General features: G+C 70.0%; 14 protein-coding genes. 10 read left to right on the top strand and 4 right to left on the bottom strand.

Features of this window, described 5'->3' with window-relative positions; all coding sequences use genetic code 11:
* Positions 1-8 precede the first annotated feature (8 nt).
* Positions 9-1568, top strand: coding sequence for a M1 family metallopeptidase (locus AB0937_RS24655; RefSeq protein ID WP_366714344.1), 1560 nt, complete (start codon positions 9-11; stop codon positions 1566-1568).
* A 126-nt stretch (positions 1569-1694) separates the two neighbouring features.
* Positions 1695-3188 (top strand): GTPase HflX, encoded by a 1494-nt coding sequence (gene hflX, locus AB0937_RS24650; RefSeq protein WP_366714343.1) that lies wholly within the window; start codon positions 1695-1697, stop codon positions 3186-3188.
* Positions 3189-3317: 129 nt separating this feature from the next.
* On the opposite strand, the gene AB0937_RS24645 is transcribed toward hflX, so the two are convergent.
* Both AB0937_RS24645 and AB0937_RS24640 read right to left on the bottom strand, forming a co-directional pair.
* Positions 3318-4520 carry a hypothetical protein gene (locus tag AB0937_RS24645; RefSeq protein WP_366714342.1) on the bottom strand — a complete coding sequence of 401 codons (1203 nt, stop codon included), beginning with the start codon at positions 4518-4520 and terminating at the stop codon, positions 3318-3320.
* Between the two features lie 291 nt (positions 4521-4811).
* Positions 4812-6050: a hypothetical protein gene (locus AB0937_RS24640; protein WP_366714341.1), complete on the bottom strand. Its 1239-nt coding sequence runs from the start codon at positions 6048-6050 to the stop codon at positions 4812-4814.
* 415 nt (positions 6051-6465) lie between these two features.
* Here AB0937_RS24640 and AB0937_RS24635 point away from each other — a divergent pair, with 415 nt between their 5' ends.
* The 4 genes from AB0937_RS24635 to AB0937_RS24620 all read left to right on the top strand — a co-directional run bounded on the left by AB0937_RS24635 (position 6466) and on the right by AB0937_RS24620 (position 13375).
* On the top strand, positions 6466-7872 hold the full coding sequence (locus AB0937_RS24635; protein ID WP_366714389.1) for an aminotransferase class III-fold pyridoxal phosphate-dependent enzyme: 1407 nt from the start codon (positions 6466-6468) through the stop codon (positions 7870-7872).
* 473 nt (positions 7873-8345) lie between these two features.
* Positions 8346-10247 (top strand): IucA/IucC family protein, encoded by a 1902-nt coding sequence (locus AB0937_RS24630; RefSeq protein WP_366714340.1) that lies wholly within the window; start codon positions 8346-8348, stop codon positions 10245-10247.
* Positions 10248-10329: 82 nt separating this feature from the next.
* Positions 10330-11157 (top strand): GNAT family N-acetyltransferase, encoded by an 828-nt coding sequence (locus AB0937_RS24625; protein WP_366714339.1) that lies wholly within the window; start codon positions 10330-10332, stop codon positions 11155-11157.
* A 241-nt stretch (positions 11158-11398) separates the two neighbouring features.
* Positions 11399-13375, top strand: a complete 1977-nt coding sequence (locus AB0937_RS24620) for an ATP-dependent DNA helicase (protein WP_366714338.1) — start codon at positions 11399-11401, stop codon at positions 13373-13375.
* A gap of 178 nt (positions 13376-13553) precedes the next feature.
* On the opposite strand, the gene lexA is transcribed toward AB0937_RS24620, so the two are convergent.
* Entirely contained in the window at positions 13554-14333 is a 780-nt protein-coding gene (gene lexA, locus AB0937_RS24615; RefSeq protein ID WP_053671024.1) for a transcriptional repressor LexA, read from the bottom strand.
* A 620-nt stretch (positions 14334-14953) separates the two neighbouring features.
* Here lexA and nrdR point away from each other — a divergent pair.
* Both nrdR and AB0937_RS24605 read left to right on the top strand, forming a co-directional pair.
* Entirely contained in the window at positions 14954-15514 is a 561-nt protein-coding gene (gene nrdR, locus AB0937_RS24610; protein ID WP_366714337.1) for a transcriptional regulator NrdR, read from the top strand.
* A 163-nt stretch (positions 15515-15677) separates the two neighbouring features.
* A complete protein-coding gene (locus AB0937_RS24605) occupies positions 15678-18569 on the top strand; it encodes a vitamin B12-dependent ribonucleotide reductase (RefSeq protein ID WP_366714336.1) in 2892 nt (963 codons plus the stop codon).
* 82 nt (positions 18570-18651) lie between these two features.
* Here the strand turns inward: AB0937_RS24605 and AB0937_RS24600 are convergent, their stop codons facing one another.
* Positions 18652-19185: a TerD family protein gene (locus AB0937_RS24600; RefSeq protein WP_366714335.1), complete on the bottom strand. Its 534-nt coding sequence runs from the start codon at positions 19183-19185 to the stop codon at positions 18652-18654.
* Positions 19186-19340: 155 nt separating this feature from the next.
* Between AB0937_RS24600 and AB0937_RS24595 the strand changes: the two genes are divergently transcribed.
* Both AB0937_RS24595 and AB0937_RS24590 read left to right on the top strand, forming a co-directional pair.
* Complete coding sequence (locus AB0937_RS24595; protein ID WP_366714334.1) at positions 19341-19946, top strand: YdbC family protein; 606 nt, start codon at positions 19341-19343, stop codon at positions 19944-19946.
* Positions 19947-20194: 248 nt separating this feature from the next.
* Positions 20195-20854, top strand: a complete 660-nt coding sequence (locus AB0937_RS24590; protein WP_366714333.1) for a histidine phosphatase family protein — start codon at positions 20195-20197, stop codon at positions 20852-20854.
* Positions 20855-20866 lie beyond the last annotated feature (12 nt).

Below are 20866 nucleotides of genomic sequence, written 5' to 3'. Positions count from 1 at the left end.
CGTGGGACATGCTCCTGACCCCCCACAGACAGGCCACCGCCCCCACCCGGCGGCGCCGGACCGCAGCCGCTCTGCTCACATCGGCCGTCTCCGTCTGCCTCATCGCCGCGAGCACCCCCGCCGTGCCGCTCGGCGTCGGCGACCGGCTCTTCCCGTACCTCGGCAACCCCGGCTACGACGTGGCGTCGTACGACCTCTCCTTCACCTACCCGGGCGGCAACAGCAAGCCGCTGCGGGCCGTCACGACCATCGACGCCTGGACCACCGCCGACCTGGACCGGGTCAACCTGGACTTCGCCCACGGCAAGGTCGAGTCGGTCGAGGTCGACGGCCACCTCGCTCAGTTCCACACCGCCGGCGAGGACCTGGTGATCACGCCCGAGGACTCGGTGCCGGACGGCACCTGGATGCGGATCACCGTGCGGCACACCAGCGACCCCGTGCGCGCCGGGGGTGGCTGGGTGCGCACCGCGGACGGCCTCGCCATGGCCAACCAGGCCGACGCCGCCCACCTGGTGTTCCCCTGCAACGACCACCCCTCCGACAAGGCGATGTTCACCATCCGGGTGACCGCGCCCGACGGGAACACGGTCGTCGCCAACGGCCTGCCCGCCGGAGTCGAGAAGTCGGGCGGGGCGACGACGTGGACCTACCGCAACCAGCACCCCATGGCCACCGAGCTCGCCCAGGTCTCCATCGGCCGCTCCACGGTGCTGCACCGCACCGGCCCGCACGGGCTCCCCGTACGGGACGTCGTCCCGACCGAGCACCGCAAGGCGCTCGAACCCTGGCTGGGGAAGACCCCCGGACAGATCACCTGGATGGAGAGCAAGGTCGGCCGCTATCCCTTCGAGACGTACGGCCTGCTCGTGGCCGACGCCTCCATCGGCTTCCAACTGGAGACCCAGACGCTGTCGCTCTTCGAGCGCGAGCTCTTCACCGACCGGATCTACCCGTCGTGGTACGCCGAGTCGATCATGGTCCATGAGCTGGCCCACCAGTGGTTCGGCAACAGCGTCAGCCCCCGCACCTGGTCCGACCTGTGGCTCAACGAGGGACACGCCACCTGGTACGAGGCGCTGTACGCCGAGGAACAGGCGGACAAGCCGATGCGGGACCGGATGAAGGCCGCCTACGGCGCCTCCGACCGCTGGCGCGCCGCCGGAGGACCACCCGCAGCCCCCAAGGCTCCCGACGCCGGCCGCAAGACCAGCATCTTCCGGCCCAACGTGTACGACGGCGCGGCGCTCGTCCTGTACGCCCTGCGCCAGGAGATCGGCCGCCCGGCCTTCGAACGCCTGGAACGCGCCTGGGTCGAGCGGTACCGGGACGACACGGCCACGACGGCGGACTTCGTGCGGCTGGCCACCGAGATCTCCGGACGCGACCTGGACGGCTTCTTCCAGGGCTGGCTGTACGGCGAGAAGACCCCGCCGATGCCCGGGCACCCGGACTGGAAGCCGCAGGCACACGCGAAGGCGTCGCAGACCCCCGCGCAGCCGCGGGCTCTGGTCGGGCCGCAGGTGCCCGCGCAGCAGGTCCGGCCGGCGCATGCGGCGGCGCGATAACACGGTGACGAGACGCCCCGTGCCGTGCGACCATCTTCAGGTCGGCGCGGCACGAAGCGCCGGGAATCTCCCGGACCGCCCGTGCGTTGCAGGCATGGAACGGTTTCCCACCAACGTAAGGATCCAATGACCTCCTCTTCTTCCTTTTCCCAGGACTCCAAGCGCTTCGCGCACAGCCACCCCGAGGGTCTTCGGGCCGATGCCCTGATGGAAGAGGACGTCGCCTGGAGCCACGAGATCGACGGAGAGCGGGACGGCGACCAGTTCGACCGCTCCGACCGCGCGGCCCTGCGCCGTGTGGCGGGCCTCTCCACCGAGCTCGAGGACGTCACCGAGGTCGAGTACCGCCAGCTCCGCCTGGAGCGGGTCGTCCTCGTCGGCGTCTGGACCTCGGGAACCGTGCAGGACGCGGAGAACTCCCTCGCGGAGCTCGCCGCCCTCGCCGAGACGGCCGGTGCGCTGGTGCTCGACGGAGTCACCCAGCGCCGCGACAAGCCCGACGCGGCCACGTACATCGGCTCCGGCAAGGCCGAGGAACTGCGCGACATCGTCATCGAGACGGGCGCGGACACCGTCATCTGCGACGGTGAGCTCAGCCCGGGCCAGCTGATCCACCTCGAGGACGTCGTCAAGGTCAAGGTCATCGACCGGACGGCCCTGATCCTGGACATCTTCGCCCAGCACGCCAAGTCCCGAGAGGGCAAGGCGCAGGTCGCCCTCGCGCAGATGCAGTACATGCTGCCCCGACTGCGCGGCTGGGGTCAGTCGCTGTCCCGGCAGATGGGCGGCGGCAAGGGCGGCGGCCTCGCCACCCGTGGTCCCGGTGAGACCAAGATCGAGACGGACCGGCGCCGGATCCGCGAGAAGATGGCGAAGATGCGCCGGGAGATCGCGGAGATGAAGACCGGCCGCGAGATCAAGCGTCAGGAGCGCAAGCGTCACAAGGTGCCGTCCGTGGCCATCGCGGGTTACACCAACGCCGGCAAGTCCTCGCTGCTCAACCGCCTCACGGGCGCGGGCGTGCTGGTCGAGAACGCCCTGTTCGCGACCCTCGACCCGACCGTGCGCCGGGCCGAGACGCCGAGCGGACGGCTGTACACGCTGGCCGACACCGTCGGCTTCGTCCGCCACCTGCCCCACCACCTGGTCGAGGCGTTCCGCTCCACGATGGAGGAGGTCGGCGAGTCCGACCTGATCCTGCACGTGGTCGACGGTTCGCACCCGTTCCCGGAGGAGCAGCTGGCGGCCGTGCGCGAGGTGGTCCGGGACGTCGGCGCCACCGACGTGCCCGAGATCGTCGTGATCAACAAGGCCGACGCGGCCGACCCGCTGACGCTCCAGCGGCTGCTGCGCGTCGAGAAGCGGTCCATCGCCGTCTCGGCCCGCACCGGCCTGGGCATCGAGGAGCTGCTCGCGCTCATCGACAACGAGCTGCCGCGTCCGTCGGTCGAGATCGAGGCGCTCGTGCCGTACACGCACGGCAAGCTGGTCGCCCGCGCGCATGACGAGGGCGAAGTGATCTCCGAGGAGCACACCCCGGAGGGCACCCTGCTCAAGGTGCGGGTGCACGAGGAGCTGGCGGCGGAGCTTACGCCGTACGCTCCCGCGCCCGCTCTCTGAGTCCGGCTGCGCGCGCGTCTCGCCCGGGCGGGGCGGCGCGTCTCGCCTGAGCCTGCGTCTCGCTCGAACGCGAGAAGGCCCGCCCCCCGTCGCCGGGGGGCGGGCCTTCGGTATGTGCGCATTGTGCGGTCACTGACCGCCGTAGGTCTTGCTCATGTTCTGGTAGAGCGCTTCGGCGTCACGGCCGAGCTGCGGCCCCGCCAGCCAGGTGTTGTCGGCCGGGCCGATCGAGGTGTTGGAGACCAGCACGGACTTGCCGTTAAGGACCCGGAACCAGCCACCGCCGGAGGAACCGCCGGTCATGTCGCAGCCGATGCGGTACATCGTGGGCAGGGACGGGCTGAGCGAGAACCGGCCGGGGGCGTCGATGCACTTGAACATCTTCTCGCCGTTGTAGGGCGGCGCGGCCGGGTAGCCCCAGGCGCCCATCTTGGCGGCCTCGGCCGCGGACGGAGCGGAGAAGTCCACGTCCAGCGCGGCGCCGACCGTCTCCTCCAGGGACTTGGCGCCCTGCTCGGGCTTCACGTGCAGCACGGCGTAGTCGTACGCGGCGCCGTCACCGCCGCTCTCCGAACCGCCCTGGATCCACTGGTTGGAGGTGGAGGCCCAGTTCGCCCACCAGTTGCCGTACGGGGCGATCTCCGCCGGGTTCGCGTTGTTCAGCTCCGCCTCGGACTTGCCGAGGTCGTTGTACGCCGGGACGAACACGATGTTGCGGTACCAGCCGCCGTCGCCCCCGGCGTGCACACAGTGGCCCGCCGTCCACACCAGGTTGGACTTGCCCGGGTGGTTGACGTCCTTGACGACCGTGCCGGAGCAGACGGCCGGGCCGTCGGGGGAGTCGAAGAAGACCTTGCCGACCGGTGCCGCGTTGCGGTGGTACGGCGTCTTCTCGGCCTGTGCCCTGACGGGCGCGGGATCCGGGTCGCTGACGCCCTGGCCGGCCGACGCGTCCTTCGTCGTGATCCTCTTGTCCGCCTCTTCGGCGGACTGCATCCGCTCCGGCTTCCAGAGGCCCTCGATCACCGGATTGACGAAGTCCTTGGCGTCACTGAGCCACTTGTCCCTGTCCCAGTCCTTCCAGCCGCCGTTCTTCCACTGGTCGACGTCGATCCCGTGCTCCTTGAGCTTGCCCGCGAGATCGGCCGGGATCCGGACCTTGCCGCCGCCGTCCGCGGCGGCCTGGGAGCCGGTGGCGCCGGGCTTGTCGCTCGCCGCATCCCCGGAACCGCCACAGGCGGTCGCGGTGAGCGCCAGGGCGGCGACGAGCCCGGCGGCGGCGAGGACGGTGCCCCGTCCACGCCCTGGTGCGGGCGTACGTGTGGAACGCATGGTGCGATGACCCCCGTTGGTGCGTACGAATGCGGTGCTGGTGAGAGTGGTGATGGGTGCCGGTGCCGCGTGTGCAGGGCACGGGTGGGGAGCTGCTGGCTCCGCGCGACACCCCACTATGCCCGTGGAGTTGAGGGCGTACCGGGGTGGGGCGGTGAAGGTTTGCGAGAGCCCCCGGGGCGGATGTCATGAGCCCGGAGGCTCCGGCGCGCCGCCCCACCCGGGGCGCCCCTGAGGAGCGGGTGCGCCGCCGGGATCCTTCTTCCTCCGGCGGCGAGGTTCAGCCGGCCGTCACCGACCCGCGAACTTCTTGCTGACCGAGTCGTACACGCCCTTGGCCACCCCACCCAGGCGCGGTCCGGCCAGCCATCCGGATGTCACCGGCCCGATCGAGGTGTTGGAAACCAACGCCGGCTTGCCGTCCGAGCCGGTCGCGACCCAGCCACCGCCGGACGAACCGCCGGTCATGGTGCAACCGATGCGGTACATCGTCGGATCCGACGCCGTGACCGACAGCCGCCCGGGCCGGTCCTGGCACCGGTACAGCTTCTGCCCGTCATAGGGCTTCGCGGCCGGGTAGCCGATCGCTGTGACGCTCTTCACCTGCGGCACCGCGGGCGCCTTGAAGTCGACCGGCAGCGCCGAACCGACCACTTCCTCCAGCGACTTGCCGCCGCTGCCCTTCTCCGGCGTGACATGGATGACCGCGAAGTCGTACGGCGCGCCGTCACCGCCCGTCGAGCCGCCCTGCTCGATCCACTGGTCCGAGGTCTGCGCCCAGTCGCCCCACCAGACCCCGTAGGGAGCGACGTCCTCACGGGTGGCGTTCTCCAGCTCCGCCACCGGCTTTCCGTCGTCGTTGTACGACGGCACGAACGCGATGTTGCGGTACCAGCCGCCCTTCTTGCCCGCGTGCACGCAGTGGCCCGCTGTCCACACCAGGTTGGACTTGCCCGGGTGCGCCGGGTCCTTCACCACCGTCGCCGAGCAGACGGCCGACCCCTCGGGGGAGTCGAAGAACACCTTCCCTGCCGTGGGCACGTTCGCGTGGTACGACGGCGGCACGGCCTGCGCCTCCACCGGCTGGGGCGTCGGATCGGTCACGCCCTGGTCACCGGAGAGGTCGCTGTCGTCGACGCCCTGGTCGGGCTCCTCGGCCTCCCGCATCCGGTCCGGGTTCCAGAGCCCCTCGATGATCGGGTTGACGTACTCGTTCGCCTCGCGCAGCCAGTCGTCCCGGTCCCAGTTCTTCCAGGCGCCGTTCTTCCATTTGTCGATGTCGATCCCGTGCTCGCGGAGCCGGTCCCTGATGTCGTCCGGGATCCTGAACTTGCCGTCATCGGTGCCGGAGCCGGAGGCCGTGGCGGACGCGGAGGCCTCCCCGTCCGCCGTCGCATCGCCCGACTCACAGGCGGTGGCGGTCAGGGCGAGTGCCGAGACGAGGGCCAAGGCAGCCAGGGCGGGGGAGTTCCTGCGGCGCACCCTCCACCCTCGGGCGGCATCGGACGACGGACGTCGTGTGGGTCGCATGATCTGACTCTCCCCCTGGAACGGAACGAACATGGACGAACCGGCGGTTTCCGCCCCGACTCCCGTTGCTCAGTGGGAAGTTCAGGGTGGCTTCGCGGTGTCCGGGAACGGCATCACACACTATGCGGTGCCTGTGGGGGCGATCCGACGGATCCGCAACAGTTCCGTCACGGAAAGGATCTTGAGGCAACCCGTAACCCGGTGAGTGATCCGGGGTTGGTAGCGGTGGGGGGCCTGCTGTCCGTGCTCGGTCCTCTGTGCCCGTGCCCGGTGGGAGGTCAGGGAAGTCGTGGCGGAAACCACCCATGGGGGTTGTGCGTCGGAGGAGGCCGCTGTGGGGCGTACGCAGGCGACACCCCTCCCCGGCGGAGCTCTTGCAGACGCCACCCGCGCCCAGCGCCATGCGCACGAGGGAATCCTGCGCCGCCAGGCCGCACGCGAACCCGCAGCCCGGACCTACGCGCGTGCCCTGCCGATCGTTCCGGTGCGGGCCCGGGGACTCACCATCGAGGGCGCGGACGGCCGCCGCTACCTGGACTGCCTCTCCGGAGCCGGCACTCTGGCCCTCGGCCACAACCATCCGGTCGTCCTGGAGTCCATCCGCAAGGTCCTCGACTCCGGGGCACCGTTGAGCACCCTCGACCTGGCGACACCCGTCAAGGACGCCTTCCTCACCGAACTGCTCCGCACGCTGCCGCCGGGCCTCGCCGAACGGGCGCACGTGCGGTTCTGCGGGCCGGCCGGCAGCAACGCCGTCGAGACGGCCTGCGCCCTGGTCCGCGCGGCGACCGGCCGGAACGGTCTGCTGGCGTTCACCGGAGCCGGCTGGGTGAGAAGCGCCGGGGCACTCGACGACCCGCTCGAGGACGCCCATGGCGTGCGGATCCCCTGCTTGCCCTCTCCGCAGGACCACCGCTGTCACTTCGGTGCCGTGGGCGATGGCGGGTCCGATCTCGCCGCCCGCTGGACCGAGTCTCTCCCCGACCACCTGAGGGAGGGGGCGCCGGCCGGGATGATCGTCGAGCCTGTCCGGAGCGAGGGCGGGGTCCTCCCCGCTCCGGACAGCTGGCTGCGTCGCGTCCGACAGTTCACCGCCGACCGGTCCATCCCGCTGATCGCCGACGAGAGCAGGACCGGTGTGGGCCGGACCGGCGCCTTCTGGGCGGTCGAGCACAGCGGCGTGACCCCCGACGTGATGGTCCTCTCCAACGCCATCGGCGGCAGCCTGCCCCTGGCCGTCGTGGTCTACCGCGACGACCTCGACACCGGGCACCCCGGTACCCCAGCCGAAACCTTCCCCGGCAACCAGCTCGCCATGGCCGCCGGCATGGCAACCCTCGCCCACGTCCGGGAGAACGCCCTCGCCGAGCGTGCGGCGACCCTCGGGGCGCGGATGCTGGATCAACTCCGCCCACTCGCTGCCGAGTTCGCCTGCGTCGGGGATGTGCGGGGGAGAGGGCTGATGATCGGGGTCGAGCTGGTGGACCCGGGAGGGGCCGGCCCCCAAGGAGAAAGAGGCCCCATCCTTCCCGGCGCCCCAGGACCTGCGGAAGGCGGTGCAGGGGCGCCGGTTACGCCGGGCAGCGGGCCGCACAGAACCAGACCGCACCCCGCCGCCCCCGAACTCGCGGCCGTAGTCCAGCAGGAGTGCCTGCGACGCGGCCTCATCGTCGGACTCGCCGGCAGGACCGCGAGCGTCGTAGAGCTGCTGCCTCCCCTGACCATCACCGACGAACAAGCGGCCGCCGTACTGGACCGCTTGGCCGACGCGGTCCGGGTAGCGGCCCGGTGCCGTGGGGGTGGCACGGCAGCCGCACCGTGACCGCGGTGCACGCAGACGGCGGGCGTAGCGGTCCGCGACATACCTGCGCGTCACGGTGCCCCCTGGCCGACGGCCCTCGTCCGCCATGAGCCCCGCAACATGCCGCACACCATCGCCGTGAGCCCGAGCGTCAGGAGCCCCGCACGCCCTCAGGTCCGCACGCCCTCAGGCCCACACGCTCTCAGGGCCGTAGGCCCGCGGGCTGTGGGACCTCACGTCCCGCATGTCGCGCCGAGTGAAGCCGCTCGGCACGCCGCCCCACCCGCACGATCCCGGAACCACTCCACGAGGTACCTGCCGTGAACGCCACTCCGCACCACGACGACCACGCCCCGGCCCCGGCCCCGGGCCCGGCCCCGGCCCCGGCTTCGGCTCCGGTCCATGGACAGCATTCCGCCGAAGCCAGGCCGACGGCGACATCGCCGGACCGGAGGGTCCCTCACCAACGGCACGCGGCTGACTCCGACCAGGGGTTGAGCGAGAGCCATGCCACTGACCAACTGCCGCATCCCGACCCGCACACCGTCGCCCAGGCTTCCGCCGTGGAGACCTTGCTCCGCTGCTGGGCGCGCGAGACCAATCAACTCGCTCCGGCCGACGGCGTACTGCGCATCCCCCTCCCCGCGAGCGGCACGGCCCTCCTCGCCCCGGTGTGCTACTGGTCCCCGACGGGCTGGCATCGCTTCGCCCCTCCTCGTCTCGCCGACGCTCCTGCAACCAGCCCACCGGCCGACGCCGTCACGATCGCCGCCCTGCTGACCAGAGAGAAGTCCACAGAGGTATCTGGCAGCAACCGCGCCAACGACGCCGTCCCCACGCCCGCCGCCCACTCCGCCGGATCCGGCCCGATCAAGTGCGACCCCGACACCCCCGTTTCCGTCGACTCCGTTTCCATCGACGGCGTCGCGCTCGTCGCCGGGGTCGCCGATTCCCTCCGACGCGCCGCCACCTTCATCACCTATCGCCGGGAACACCCCGCCGACGGCCCCGACCGCTTCCTGTCCGCGGAACAGGCACTCGTCCTCGGACATCCCCTGCACCCCACCCCGAAGAGCCGCGAGGGTCTCACGGAGTCCGAAGCCCTCCTCTACTCTCCTGAGTTGCGCGGCGCCTTCCCCTTGCACTGGATGGCTGTCGCTCCCTCCGTCCTCGCCACCGACTCCTCCTGGACCGAACGCGGCCGCCCTGTCCCCGCAGCCAGGCTCACCGCACGGCTCGCCGGAACCGTGGCGGAGCCGCCGGAGGGGTACGCCCTCCTGCCCCTGCACCCCTGGCAGGCACACGAGGTGCGACACCGTCCCCAGACCGCCGCCCTACTGGACACCGGGCTGCTCCGAGACCTCGGCACCCACGGCCCTGACTGGCACCCCACCTCCTCCCTCCGAACCGTCTACCGAACCCATGCCCCCGCGATGCTCAAGCTCTCCCTGGGCCTGCGCATCACCAACTCCCGCCGGGAGAACCTGCGCAAGGAACTCCACCGCGGCGTCGAGGTCCACCGCCTGCTCCGCAAGGGCCTGGGACAGGAGTGGTGCTCCGTGCACCCGGGCTTCGACATCGTCCGGGACCCGGCCTGGCTCGCCGTCGACACCTCCGACGGCACTCCCGTGCCCGGACTGGACGTGGTGATCCGCCACAACCCGTTCAGCCCCACCGACGATGTTTCCTGCGTCGCCGGGCTCCTCTCGCCGCGCCCGTGCCCCCCGGCCCCGCTGGAGAGGGCTCCGGGGCATCCTGGCAAGCACGGACCTGCTCTGCGGTCCCGGCTGGCCGAACTGCTCACCGGTCTCGCCCGCCGCACCGGCCGGCCCCGCGGAGCCGTTGCCGCCGAGTGGTTCCTGCGCTACCTCGCGCATGTGGTGCGTCCCGTCCTCTGGCTGGACGGTGAGGCAGGCGTCGCGCTGGAAGCGCACCAGCAGAACACCCTTCTCCTGCTGGACCCCGACGGCTGGCCCAGCGGCGGTCGCTACCGGGACAACCAGGGCTACTACTTCCGCGCGTCCCGGCGCCAAGACCTCGACGCCCGGTTGCCCGGCATCGGAGAGCGGAGCGACACCTTCGTCTGCGACCAGGTGACCGATGAACGGCTCGTGTACTACCTGGTGATCAACAACGTGCTCGGACTGATCGGTGCGTTCGGCTCCCAAGGACTCGCCGACGAGCGGCTGCTGCTCGCCGCCTTCCGGCGCTTCCTGCAGACTCTCGCCTCCGGCCCGGCCCGGCTGCGTACCTCGCTGCCCTCCCTGTTGCTCGACTCACCCGTCCTGCGGTGCAAGGCCAACCTGCTGACCCGGCTGCACGGACTCGATGAACTCGTCGGCCCGGTCGACACCCAGTCCGTCTACGTCACCATCGCCAACCCCCTGCGTTCCTGACCGCTCCGACCAACCCCGACCACCGCTGACTACCTCCTTGGTCTCTGAGGACTCGCCACCCCCTTCGTGAGAGGAGCGTCTGGTGTCTTCCGCCGACCCGATCGCCGAGATGGGTATCACTGTCCCCGTCCCCACCATGACGGCCACGGCCTCCAGCTCCGGGCGCCGGGACGACTTCGGTCCCCACGCCGGTGGCTTTGCCTCTGGCGCGGCCGACGCCGGTCACTTCGCCGGCATCGACAGCTTCGGCTATGTCGGCTCACTCCTCGGAACGGACGCGGACCACGCCGCGGAGGCCGACGAGCGCCCCCGGGCGGGTGGCAGGGCCCCACGCCACGAAGACCTCCTCGACCGCCTCGCCGCATGGGGCTCGGCAGACACGCTCGTGGGCCGGTTCCACCTCGTCCCGGCGCGCATCGAACAAGACCTTCCGCTGATCAGCCGGTGGATGAACGACCCCGCCGCAGCCGCCTTCTGGGAGCTCTCAGGCGCGCAGAGCGTGACGGAAGACCACCTGAGGGCTCAGCTCGCCGGCGACGGGCGCAGCGTGCCCTGCATGGGCGTACTGGACGGAGCACCGATGAGCTACTGGGAGATCTACCGGGCCGATCTCGACCCGTTGGCCCGGTACTACCCCGTACGCCGTCATGACACGGGTATCCATCTCCTGGTCGGCGGAGCCGCCGACCGAGGACGCGGCCTCGGAGGTCTGCTGCTCCGGGCCGTCGCCGACCTCGTTCTGGCGCGGCGGCCCTCCTGCGCACGTGTCATCGCGGAACCCGACATCCGCAACACCCCCTCCATCGCCGCTTTCCTGACCGCAGGCTTCCGGTTCTCCGCCGAGGTCGACCTGCCCGCCAAGCGAGCCGCTCTCATGGTCCGAGAGCGGTCACTCCGGCACTTGTTGTAGCGCTGTGTCGTCGCGCCATCACTCATTGAACGCGGCTCGCGCCGCGACAGTTCCCGCCCGCCGCGCCGGTTCACGAGGACCGGCGCTGCGAGGGCACTCTCGCAGGCGTCCAACCCGCCCACCTGGCGGCCGGTGCCCGTCGCTCACCTCCCACCCCTGAGGAGCCCACACCCTTGATCCCGTCCCCGGCACCAGCCTTGATGGCCCGTTTGTCAGTGCAGGGTCGTAGGGTGGTCGCGCTATGACGAAGCCCTCACTCCCCGAACTCCTGCATGCTGCCGTCGCTGCCGTCGGTGGTACGGAGCGCCCCGGTCAGGTGGCCATGGCCGAAGCTGTCGAGGAAGCGATCGACGACGGCTCCCACCTGCTGGTCCAGGCCGGCACCGGTACCGGTAAGTCGCTGGGCTACCTGGTGCCCGCGCTTGCCCACGGGGAGCGTGTGGTCGTCGCAACCGCCACCCTCGCCCTCCAGCGCCAACTGGTGGAGCGCGACCTGCCGAGAACGGTCGAGTCGCTGCACCCGCTGCTGCGCCGCCGCCCGGAGTTCGCGATGCTCAAGGGCCGGTCGAACTACCTGTGTCTGCACCGACTGCACGAGGGCGTCCCGCAGGACGAGGAGGAGGGCCTCTTCGACCAGTTCGAGGCCGCCGCGCCCACCAGCAAGCTGGGCCAGGACCTGCTGAGGGTGCGCGACTGGGCCGACGAGACCGAAACGGGCGACCGTGACGACCTCACACCCGGCATCTCGGACCGGGCCTGGGCTCAGGTGTCGGTGTCGTCGAGGGAATGTCTTGGCGCCTCGAAGTGCGCGTACGGCGCCGAGTGCTTCGCCGAGATGGCTCGTGAACGGGCGAAGCTCGCCGAGGTCGTCGTCACCAACCACGCGCTGCTCGCGATCGACGCCATCGAGGGCGCTCCGGTCCTTCCGCAGCACGAGGTACTGATCGTCGACGAGGCGCACGAACTTGTCTCCCGGGTCACCGGGGTCGCCACCGGCGAGCTCACTCCCGGCCAGGTCAACCGGGCGGTCCGGCGTGCCGCGAAACTCGTGAACGAGAAGGCCGCCGACCAGCTCCAGACCGCCGCCGAGGGATTCGAACGACTGATGGAGCTGGCGCTGCCGGGCCGTCTGGAGGAGATCCCCGAGGATCTCGGGTACGCCCTCATGGCACTGCGCGACGCGTGCCGCACGGTCATCTCCGCGATCGGCACGACCCGCGACAAGTCCGTCCAGGACGAGGACGCCGTCCGCAAGCAGGCGCTGGCCTCCGTGGAGAACGTGCACGACGTGGCGGAGCGCATCACGAACGGCTCCGAGTGGGACGTGGTGTGGTACGAGCGCCACGATCGTTTCGGCGCCTCCCTGCGTGTCGCCCCCATGTCCGTCTCCGGGCTGCTGCGCGAGAAGCTCTTCGCGGACCGCTCCGTGGTCCTGACGTCCGCGACGCTGAAGCTGGGCGGCGACTTCAACGGTGTGGGCGCCTCCCTGGGCCTCGCCCCCGAGGGCACCGAGGGCGACGACCTCCCGCAGTGGAAGGGCATCGACGTCGGCTCGCCCTTCGACTACCGCAAGCAGGGCATCCTGTACGTCGCCAAGCACCTGGCGCGCCCCGCGCGGGACGGTGACCGGGCCGACATGCTCGACGAGCTCACGGAGCTGATCCAGGCGGCAGGCGGCCGCACCCTCGGTCTGTTCTCCTCGATGCGAGGTGCCCAGATGGCCGCCGAGGAACTGCGCTCCCGGATCCCCGAGTACCCGATCCTGCTCCAAGGGGAGGAGACGCTCGGAGAGCTCATCAAGAACTTCGCGGCCGACCCGAAGACCTGCCTCTTCGGCACGCTGTCGCTCTGGCAGGGCGTGGACGTCCCGGGCCCCAGCTGCCAACTGGTCGTCATGGACAAGATTCCGTTCCCGCGCCCGGACGATCCCCTGATGAGCGCCCGCCAGAAGGCCGTGGAGGAAGCCGGCGGGAATGGCTTCATGGCGGTCGCCGCCACGCACGCCGCTCTGCTCATGGCCCAGGGTGCCGGCCGGCTCGTACGGGCGTCGGGGGACCGCGGCGTGGTCGCCGTCCTCGACCAGCGTTTGGCGACGGCCCGCTACGGCAGCTACCTGAAGGCCTCGCTGCCCGATTTCTGGTTCACGACGGACCGGAACCAGGTGCGGAAGTCGCTCGCGGCGATCGACGCGGCGGCCCAGCGGACCGAAGAGGAGTGAGCCACGGGTCGGCCGACGACTGAGCTGCCGACCGACCCCCGCGGGCACGAGCCACCGGCCCCGCGGTTCGGCAACCGCCGCCGCTACCGGACAGCGCAGGGCCCCGGAACCGGCGCAGGGGTCCCGGGGCCCGGTCAGAGGGCGGGCCTGCCGGCCCTGCCCGACGCGGTGCGCGCTGTCAGACGCGCCGCAGCACGGCCACCACCTTGCCGAGGATGGTCGCGTCGTCGCCGGGGATCGGCTCGTAGGACGCGTTGTGGGGCAGGAGCCAGACGTGGCCGTCCTCGCGCTTGAAGCGCTTGACGGTGGCCTCGCCGTCGAGCATCGCGGCCACGATGTCGCCGTTCTCGGCGACCGGCTGGCGGCGCACCGTGACCCAGTCGCCGTCGCAGATCGCGGCCTCGATCATCGAGTCGCCCACGACCTTCAGGACGAACAGCTCACCGTCGCCGACGAGCTGGCGGGGGAGGGGAAAGACGTCCTCGACGGACTCCTCGGCGAGGATCGGGCCACCAGCGGCGATCCGGCCCACCAGCGGCACATAGGACGCGGCGGGCTTGCCCGCGGTGTCCGTGGGCTGCACCGAGGCGGCCTGGTCGGAGCCGCGCACCTCGTAGGCGCGCGGGCGGTGCGGGTCTCGGCGCAGGAAGCCCTTACGCTCCAGTGCCATCAGCTGGTGCGCCACGGAGGACGTGCTGGAAAGGCCCACGGCCTGGCCGATCTCCCGCATCGACGGCGGGTAGCCCCTTCGCTGCACGGAGTCCCGGATGACTTCGATCACCCGGCGCTGGCGGTCGGTGAGTCCGGAACTGTCCGCCCGGATGCCGGGAGGTCGGCCCGGCAGGGAGCGCTTGTGCCCCTCAGGGTTCGTGGCTTCGTTCATCGCATGCACCGGCTCCAGTCGGCCCTGGGAGCGGTCCTGGGCAGCGATGGCGGCACTGTCTGCGGTGGTGGTCACGTCGGCCCCTCTCGATGGTCTCCCTGCTGGACAACGGTAGTTGCTTTCGAAAGGTTGCGCCAAACACACGTTCGAGTGAAAAAACGCGAATCGCCGGACGCGGTCATGTGTCCGGGTGTATTGGCGGTCGTGCCACCTGGCGGGCAAAAGGGCCCATTGCTGTACTCTTCACCGCCGGGGTGATCACCTAGTGGACTGTGCCCCAGTCTGCCATCCGGCATTCCCGCGCCCCGGGGTCGGCCCTCATCTGTGCGGGAGTCCCACGTCCCCTCCTTGCGGCGCCCACGGTATCTCCGCACGTGCCGCGGCGATACGCCCGTGCGTCACCGGATGCGGACGCGTCCCGGCCGAAGGCGCCGGAAGGCGGCGCCTGCGAGGCGAACGGGCCAGTGTGGCAAGGGTCCTCACGCGTCACCTGCGCCTATGCGCGCGACACGCGGGATGGGTCTGGATGTATGAGCCAATCCCCACATCTAGTGGTTGGATTGCAACAGCAGCCCAGAAGTTGTGGTCCCCCCGGTCTCGAGGCCCATGGTCATCGCCTATGCTTGGGGCTGCTTCGTGGGGTGCAAGATGCCCGGCGAGGCTATTGAGTCTGCTGTGAGGAGGGTTGTTTTTTCATGCACTGCCCCTTCTGCAGGCACCCCGACAGCCGGGTCGTGGACAGTCGTACGACTGACGACGGCACGTCGATCCGCAGGCGCCGCCAGTGCCCTGACTGCTCCCGTCGTTTCACGACCGTGGAGACCTGCTCGCTCATGGTGGTGAAGCGGTCCGGAGTCACCGAGCCCTTCAGTCGTACGAAGATCATCAATGGTGTGCGCAAGGCGTGCCAGGGACGGCCCGTCACCGAGGATGCGCTCGCCCAGCTCGGCCAGCGGGTCGAGGAGGCGGTGCGAGCCACTGGAAGCGCCGAGCTGACCACCCACGACGTGGGGCTGGCCATACTCGGCCCGCTGCAGGAACTCGATCTCGTGGCCTACCTGCGGTTCGCCTCGGTCTACCGGGCGTTCGATTCGCTCGACGACTTCGAGGCGGCCATCACGGAACTGAGGGCGCAGACGGGACCCCCCGAGACGGACGACCCGGACCGCGAGGACGCGGCCGCGGGGAGCCGGGAAGACGACCGCGGGCCCGGAGGGACCAAGCAGGTCCCCGAGCCCGCAGGCGCCGCCGACTGACCGGCGGGCCGGACCCGGAAGGCAGCTCCGGGACCCGGCCGGGCGGCGGCGTGAGAAGACCTGTTGCGGGCGTGTGAGTGGGCGTCCGCAGCATCAGACAGAACAACGTGCACCGGGAACAACGGGGCACTTCAGGGCGTTTTCGCCCGTACAGGGAGGCGGCATGACAGAGACGGCGAGCGGTCCGGCACGGAGTTCCCGCGCCAAGAGCGCCAAGGCGAGCAAGGGCCTGCGTGTCGAGCGCGTCCACACCACCCCTGGGGTCCACCCCTATGACGAGGTGGCCTGGGAGAGCCGTGACGTCGTCATGACCAACTGGCGCGACGGCTCGGTCAACTTCGAGCAGCGCGGCGTGGAGTTCCCCGACTTCTGGTCGGTGAACGCGGTCAACATCGTCACCAGCAAGTACTTCCGCGGTGCCGTGGGCACCCCGCAGCGCGAGACCAGCCTCAAGCAGCTGATCGACCGCATCGTGAAGACGTACCGGAAGGCCGGTGAGGACTACAAGTACTTCGCCTCGCCCGCCGACGCCGAGATCTTCGAGCACGAACTCGCGTACGCCCTCCTGCACCAGATCTTCAGCTTCAACAGCCCGGTCTGGTTCAACGTCGGCACCAAGCAGCCCCAGCAGGTCTCCGCCTGTTTCATCCTGTCCGTCGACGACTCCATGGAGTCGATCCTCGACTGGTACAAGGAAGAGGGCATGATCTTCAAGGGCGGCTCCGGCGCCGGCCTGAACCTCTCCCGGATCCGCTCCTCCAAGGAGCTGCTGTCCTCCGGCGGCAACGCCTCCGGCCCGGTCTCCTTCATGCGCGGTGCCGACGCCTCCGCAGGAACGATCAAGTCCGGTGGCGCCACCCGCCGCGCCGCCAAGATGGTCGTCCTCGATGTGGACCACCCGGACATCGAGGACTTCATCGAGACCAAGGTCAAGGAAGAAGAGAAGATCCGCGTCCTGCGCGACGCGGGCTACGACATGGACCTGGGCGGCGACGACATCACGTCCGTCCAGTACCAGAACGCCAACAATTCGGTCCGTGTCAACGACGAGTTCATGAAGGCGGTCGAGCAGGGCGGCCAGTTCGGGCTGCGTGGCCGGATGACCGGTGAGGTCATCGAGGAGGTCGACGCCAAGTCGCTCTTCCGCAAGATCGCCGAGGCCGCCTGGGCCTGCGCCGACCCCGGCATCCAGTACGACGACACCATCAACACCTGGCACACCTGCCCCGAGTCCGGCCGGATCACCGCGTCGAACCCGTGCAGCGAGTACATGCACCTGGACAACACGTCCTGCAACCTGGCCTCGCTGAACCTGATGAAGTTCCTGAAGGACGACGGCAAGGGCAACCAGGCCTTCGAGGCCGAGCGCTTCCAGAAGGTCGTCGAGCTGGTCATCACCGCGATGGACATCTCGATCTGCTTCGCGGACTTCCCGACCCAGAAGATCGGCGAGAACACGCGCGCGTTCCGCCAGCTCGGCATCGGCTACGCCAACCTCGGCGCCCTGCTGATGGCCACCGGTCACGCCTACGACTCCGAGGGCGGCCGCGCTCTTGCCGGTGCCATCACCTCCCTGATGACCGGTACGGCGTACCGGCGCTCCGCCGAACTCGCCGCGGTCGTCGGCCCCTACGACGGCTATGCCCGTAACGCCGACGCCCACAAGCGCGTCATGAAGCAGCACTCCGAAGCCAACGACAAGGCCGTCCGCATGGACGACCTGGACACCCCGGTGTGGGCCGCCGCCAGCGAGGCCTGGGGCGACGTGCTCCGCATCGGTGAGAAGAACGGTTTCCGTAACTCCCAGGCGTCCGTGCTCGCCCCGACCGGAACCATCGGCCTGGCGATGTCCTGCGACACCACCGGTGTGGAGCCCGACCTCGCGCTGGTGAAGTTCAAGAAGCTGGTCGGCGGCGGCTCGATGCAGATCGTCAACGGCACCGTCCCGCAGGCCCTGCGCCGCCTGGGCTACCTGGAAGAGCAGATCGAGGCGATCGTCGCCCACATCGCCGACCACGGCAACGTGATCGACGCCCCCGGTCTCAAGCCGGAGCACTACGAGGTGTTCGACTGCGCCATGGGCGAGCGGGCCATCTCCCCGATGGGTCACGTCCGGATGATGGCCGCGATCCAGCCGTGGATCTCCGGCGCCATCTCCAAGACGGTCAACATGCCGGAGTCGGCGACCGTCGAGGAGGTCGAGGAGATCTACTTCGAGGCCTGGAAGCTTGGCGTCAAGGCGCTCGCGATCTACCGCGACAACTGCAAGGTCGGCCAGCCGCTCTCCGCCAAGACCAAGGAGAAGGAGAAGGCGGAGATCACCGAGAAGGCCGAGGAGACGATCCGTACGGCGGTCGAGAAGGTGGTCGAGTACCGCCCGGTCCGCAAGCGCCTGCCGAAGGGACGCCCCGGCATCACCACGTCCTTCACCGTCGGCGGTGCCGAGGGCTACATGACCGCCAACTCCTACCCGGACGACGGTCTCGGTGAGGTCTTCCTCAAGATGTCCAAGCAGGGCTCGACCCTCGCGGGCATGATGGACGCCTTCTCCATCGCGGTCTCCGTCGGCCTGCAGTACGGCGTGCCGCTGGAGACGTACGTCTCGAAGTTCACCAACATGCGCTTCGAGCCGGCCGGTATGACGGACGACCCGGACGTGCGGATGGCGCAGTCGATCGTCGACTACATCTTCCGCCGCCTGGCGCTGGACTTCCTGCCCTTCGAGACGCGCTCCGCGCTCGGGATCCACTCCGCCGAGGAGCGTCAGCGTCACCTTGAGACCGGTTCGTACGAACCGTCCGAGGACGAGGTCGACGTCGAGGGTCTCGCCCAGTCGGCGCCGCGCGCCCAGGAGCTGAAGGCCGTGTCCGCCCCGAAGGCCGAGGAGGCGGTCAAGCCCGCCCCGCAGCAGGCCCACACCAGTGCCGAACTGGTGGAGATGCAGCTGGGCATCCAGGCCGACGCCCCGCTGTGCTTCTCGTGCGGTACGAAGATGCAGCGCGCCGGTTCCTGCTACATCTGCGAGGGCTGCGGCTCGACCAGCGGCTGCAGCTGACGCCGAGCGCCTGAGCCGATGACGGAGGGGCACCGCCTGCGGGCGGTGCCCCTCTCGTCGTACGCGCCTGGTCCGGGGCGGGTCAGGAGCGGCGTACCGCGCCCATCGTCCTGGTGAAGTCCACCGGGTCACCCTCGAATCCACGGACCCCGGCGTGGAAGGCCCACGGCCCGGAGCCCTCCCGGGCGAACTCCGCCACCGTCGCCGCCCTCGCTCCCAGGGCACCGCCGAAGTCGTCCTCCACCAGGATGGTGTACCCCTCGCGGATACGCAGTCCGGGGTTGCGCACACTGACGAAGGTGCGCTCCGCCGGGTGCTGCTGGATGACGACACCGACGACCACGCGCGCGTAGCGCACGTCGAGCCGGTCGAGTTCCAGCGTCATGACTTCGTCGTAGCCGAAGCCCTGGCCGTCCTTGCTGTCCCTGTTGAGGGTGATGGTGCCGTCCGGAGAGCGGCTGTCGAAGTGCACCACGTACGCGGGGGCGCCGTGTGGATCGTCCGCCAGGTAGGTCGCGGCGATCAGGTCCAGGTCGGTGGACGGCTGCCCCGCCGGGCTGGGATCCCACCGCACCGCGACCTCGACCTTGCGAAGCCCCTTGTTGAGCCCGTCCACCAGAGTCCCCTTCCCCGTACCGACCGGTCCGCCGGCCCCAACTGCCGGGCGGGCATGACTGTTTGTCCATCCTGCCACGCGCGCGGGTACCTGCGGGGCGGAGCGGTCCAGTCGAGAGTGACTGACGCCACGCTCGGTGGCCTTACCATGGCGCGGTGCTGGTCAAGTGGATTCGCTGCACCGTGGTGGACCGTCGCGGTTTCGAGCGGGGGCAGCGGAAGTGGGCGGGGCTTCTGGGGGAGCCGGGGTTTCGCGGGCAGGGGGGTGGATGGAGCCGGGGGCGACCGGACGTGGCGCACATTTTCGCGTTCTGGGAGAGCCGCGCCTTCTACGACTCCTTCATGGCGCGGTCCCATGACCGGCTCGCATCGGCCCAGGCGGGCACGTTCAAGGACGTCCAGGTCAGGCTGTTCGACTACCGCTTCGACGTGAAGACCGGCTTCGAACCGCGATTCACGGACGCCGACCTGCTCAGGGTCGCGCTCTGCCGTATCCACGAGGAGCGGGCCGAGCACTTCGTGCTGATGCAGGAGAAGGTCTGGAACCCGGCGATGGCCGGCTCGCCCGGCATGGTCCGCGGGCTGTTCGGCGAGGCACCGGGGAACGAGTTCCTCGTGCTGTCGATGTGGCGCTCGGCCGCCGAGCACGGCAAGTACCGCACGGAGCGCGTGGAGCGACTCGCCCTGAGGGCCCAGACGGAGGCGGACGTGGCGGCGCTCACCGGGGACGTCGTGGACATGGAGCCGAGCTGGACGGTGTGATCTGTTCGGGGCGGTACGGGGAGTGGAAGCTGCACGGTGTGATCTGGCGGGTGCGATCGGCATGGTGCGATCTGGATGGTGCGAACCCGGGCAATGACGTCCGGTGGAGACCGCGAAGGCCGGACGGAGCCGTTCCGATCGGACAAACGTGCGATCAGAGTGATCTGTGGTGCAAGATTGGTGTGACCTACGCTCTATGGGGGCGGTGGGAGTGCTCCCCTGGCCCTCACCCGATCTAGGGTCTTGGCATGGCACGACCACGGCGCATCGTCCTTGTCCGGCACGGCGAGTCAACGGGCAATGTTGATGACTCCGTCTACGAGCGCGAACCCGACCACGCTCTGGCACTGACCCGGCGCGGCCGACGGCAGGCGGAGGCGACGGGGGAGGAGCTGCGCGAGCTGTTCGGCGACGAGCGCGTCAGCGTCTACGTCTCCCCGTACCGCCGAACGCACGAGACCCTGCGCGCGTTCCACCTGGACGCCGGTCGCATACGGGTGCGCGAGGAGCCCAGGCTGCGTGAGCAGGACTGGGGCAACTGGCAGGACCGCGACGAGGTCCGCCTCCAGAAGGCCTACCGGGATGCCTACGGCCACTTCTTCTACCGGTTCGCCCAGGGCGAGTCCGGTGCCGACGTCTACGACCGGGTCGGAGGCTTCCTGGAGAGCCTCTTCCGCAGCTTCGAGGACCCGGACCACCCGCCGAACGTCCTCATCGTCACCCATGGCCTGGCCATGCGGCTGTTCTGCATGCGGTGGTTCCACTGGACGGTCGCGGAGTTCGAGTCGCTGTCGAACCCGGGGAACGGCGAGGTGCGCATGCTCGTTCTGGGGGACGACGGCAAGTACACGCTCGACCGGCCCTTCGACCGCTGGCGAGATCCCGAGCCGTACGAGATCACCGGATAGAGTGGCAGGGCG

It is taken from the genome of Streptomyces sp. NPDC047880 (genome assembly GCF_040706515.1).
Taxonomy (GTDB): Bacteria; Actinomycetota; Actinomycetes; order Streptomycetales; family Streptomycetaceae; genus Streptomyces.
The sequence above is the reverse complement of the archived record's forward strand: the minus strand, read 5'-3'. Positions and strand labels throughout refer to the sequence as shown.

Coding starts and splice junctions, on each gene's coding strand:
- AB0937_RS24640 (WP_366714341.1), bottom strand. CDS start 6,050: ATGCGACCCACACGACGTCCGTCGTCCGATGCCGCCCGAGGGTGGAGG.
- AB0937_RS24620 (WP_366714338.1), top strand. CDS start 11,399: ATGACGAAGCCCTCACTCCCCGAACTCCTGCATGCTGCCGTCGCTGCC.
- nrdR (WP_366714337.1), top strand. CDS start 14,954: ATGCACTGCCCCTTCTGCAGGCACCCCGACAGCCGGGTCGTGGACAGT.
- AB0937_RS24605 (WP_366714336.1), top strand. CDS start 15,678: ATGACAGAGACGGCGAGCGGTCCGGCACGGAGTTCCCGCGCCAAGAGC.
- AB0937_RS24655 (WP_366714344.1), top strand. CDS start 9: ATGCTCCTGACCCCCCACAGACAGGCCACCGCCCCCACCCGGCGGCGC.
- AB0937_RS24645 (WP_366714342.1), bottom strand. CDS start 4,520: ATGCGTTCCACACGTACGCCCGCACCAGGGCGTGGACGGGGCACCGTC.
- AB0937_RS24590 (WP_366714333.1), top strand. CDS start 20,195: ATGGCACGACCACGGCGCATCGTCCTTGTCCGGCACGGCGAGTCAACG.
- hflX (WP_366714343.1), top strand. CDS start 1,695: ATGACCTCCTCTTCTTCCTTTTCCCAGGACTCCAAGCGCTTCGCGCAC.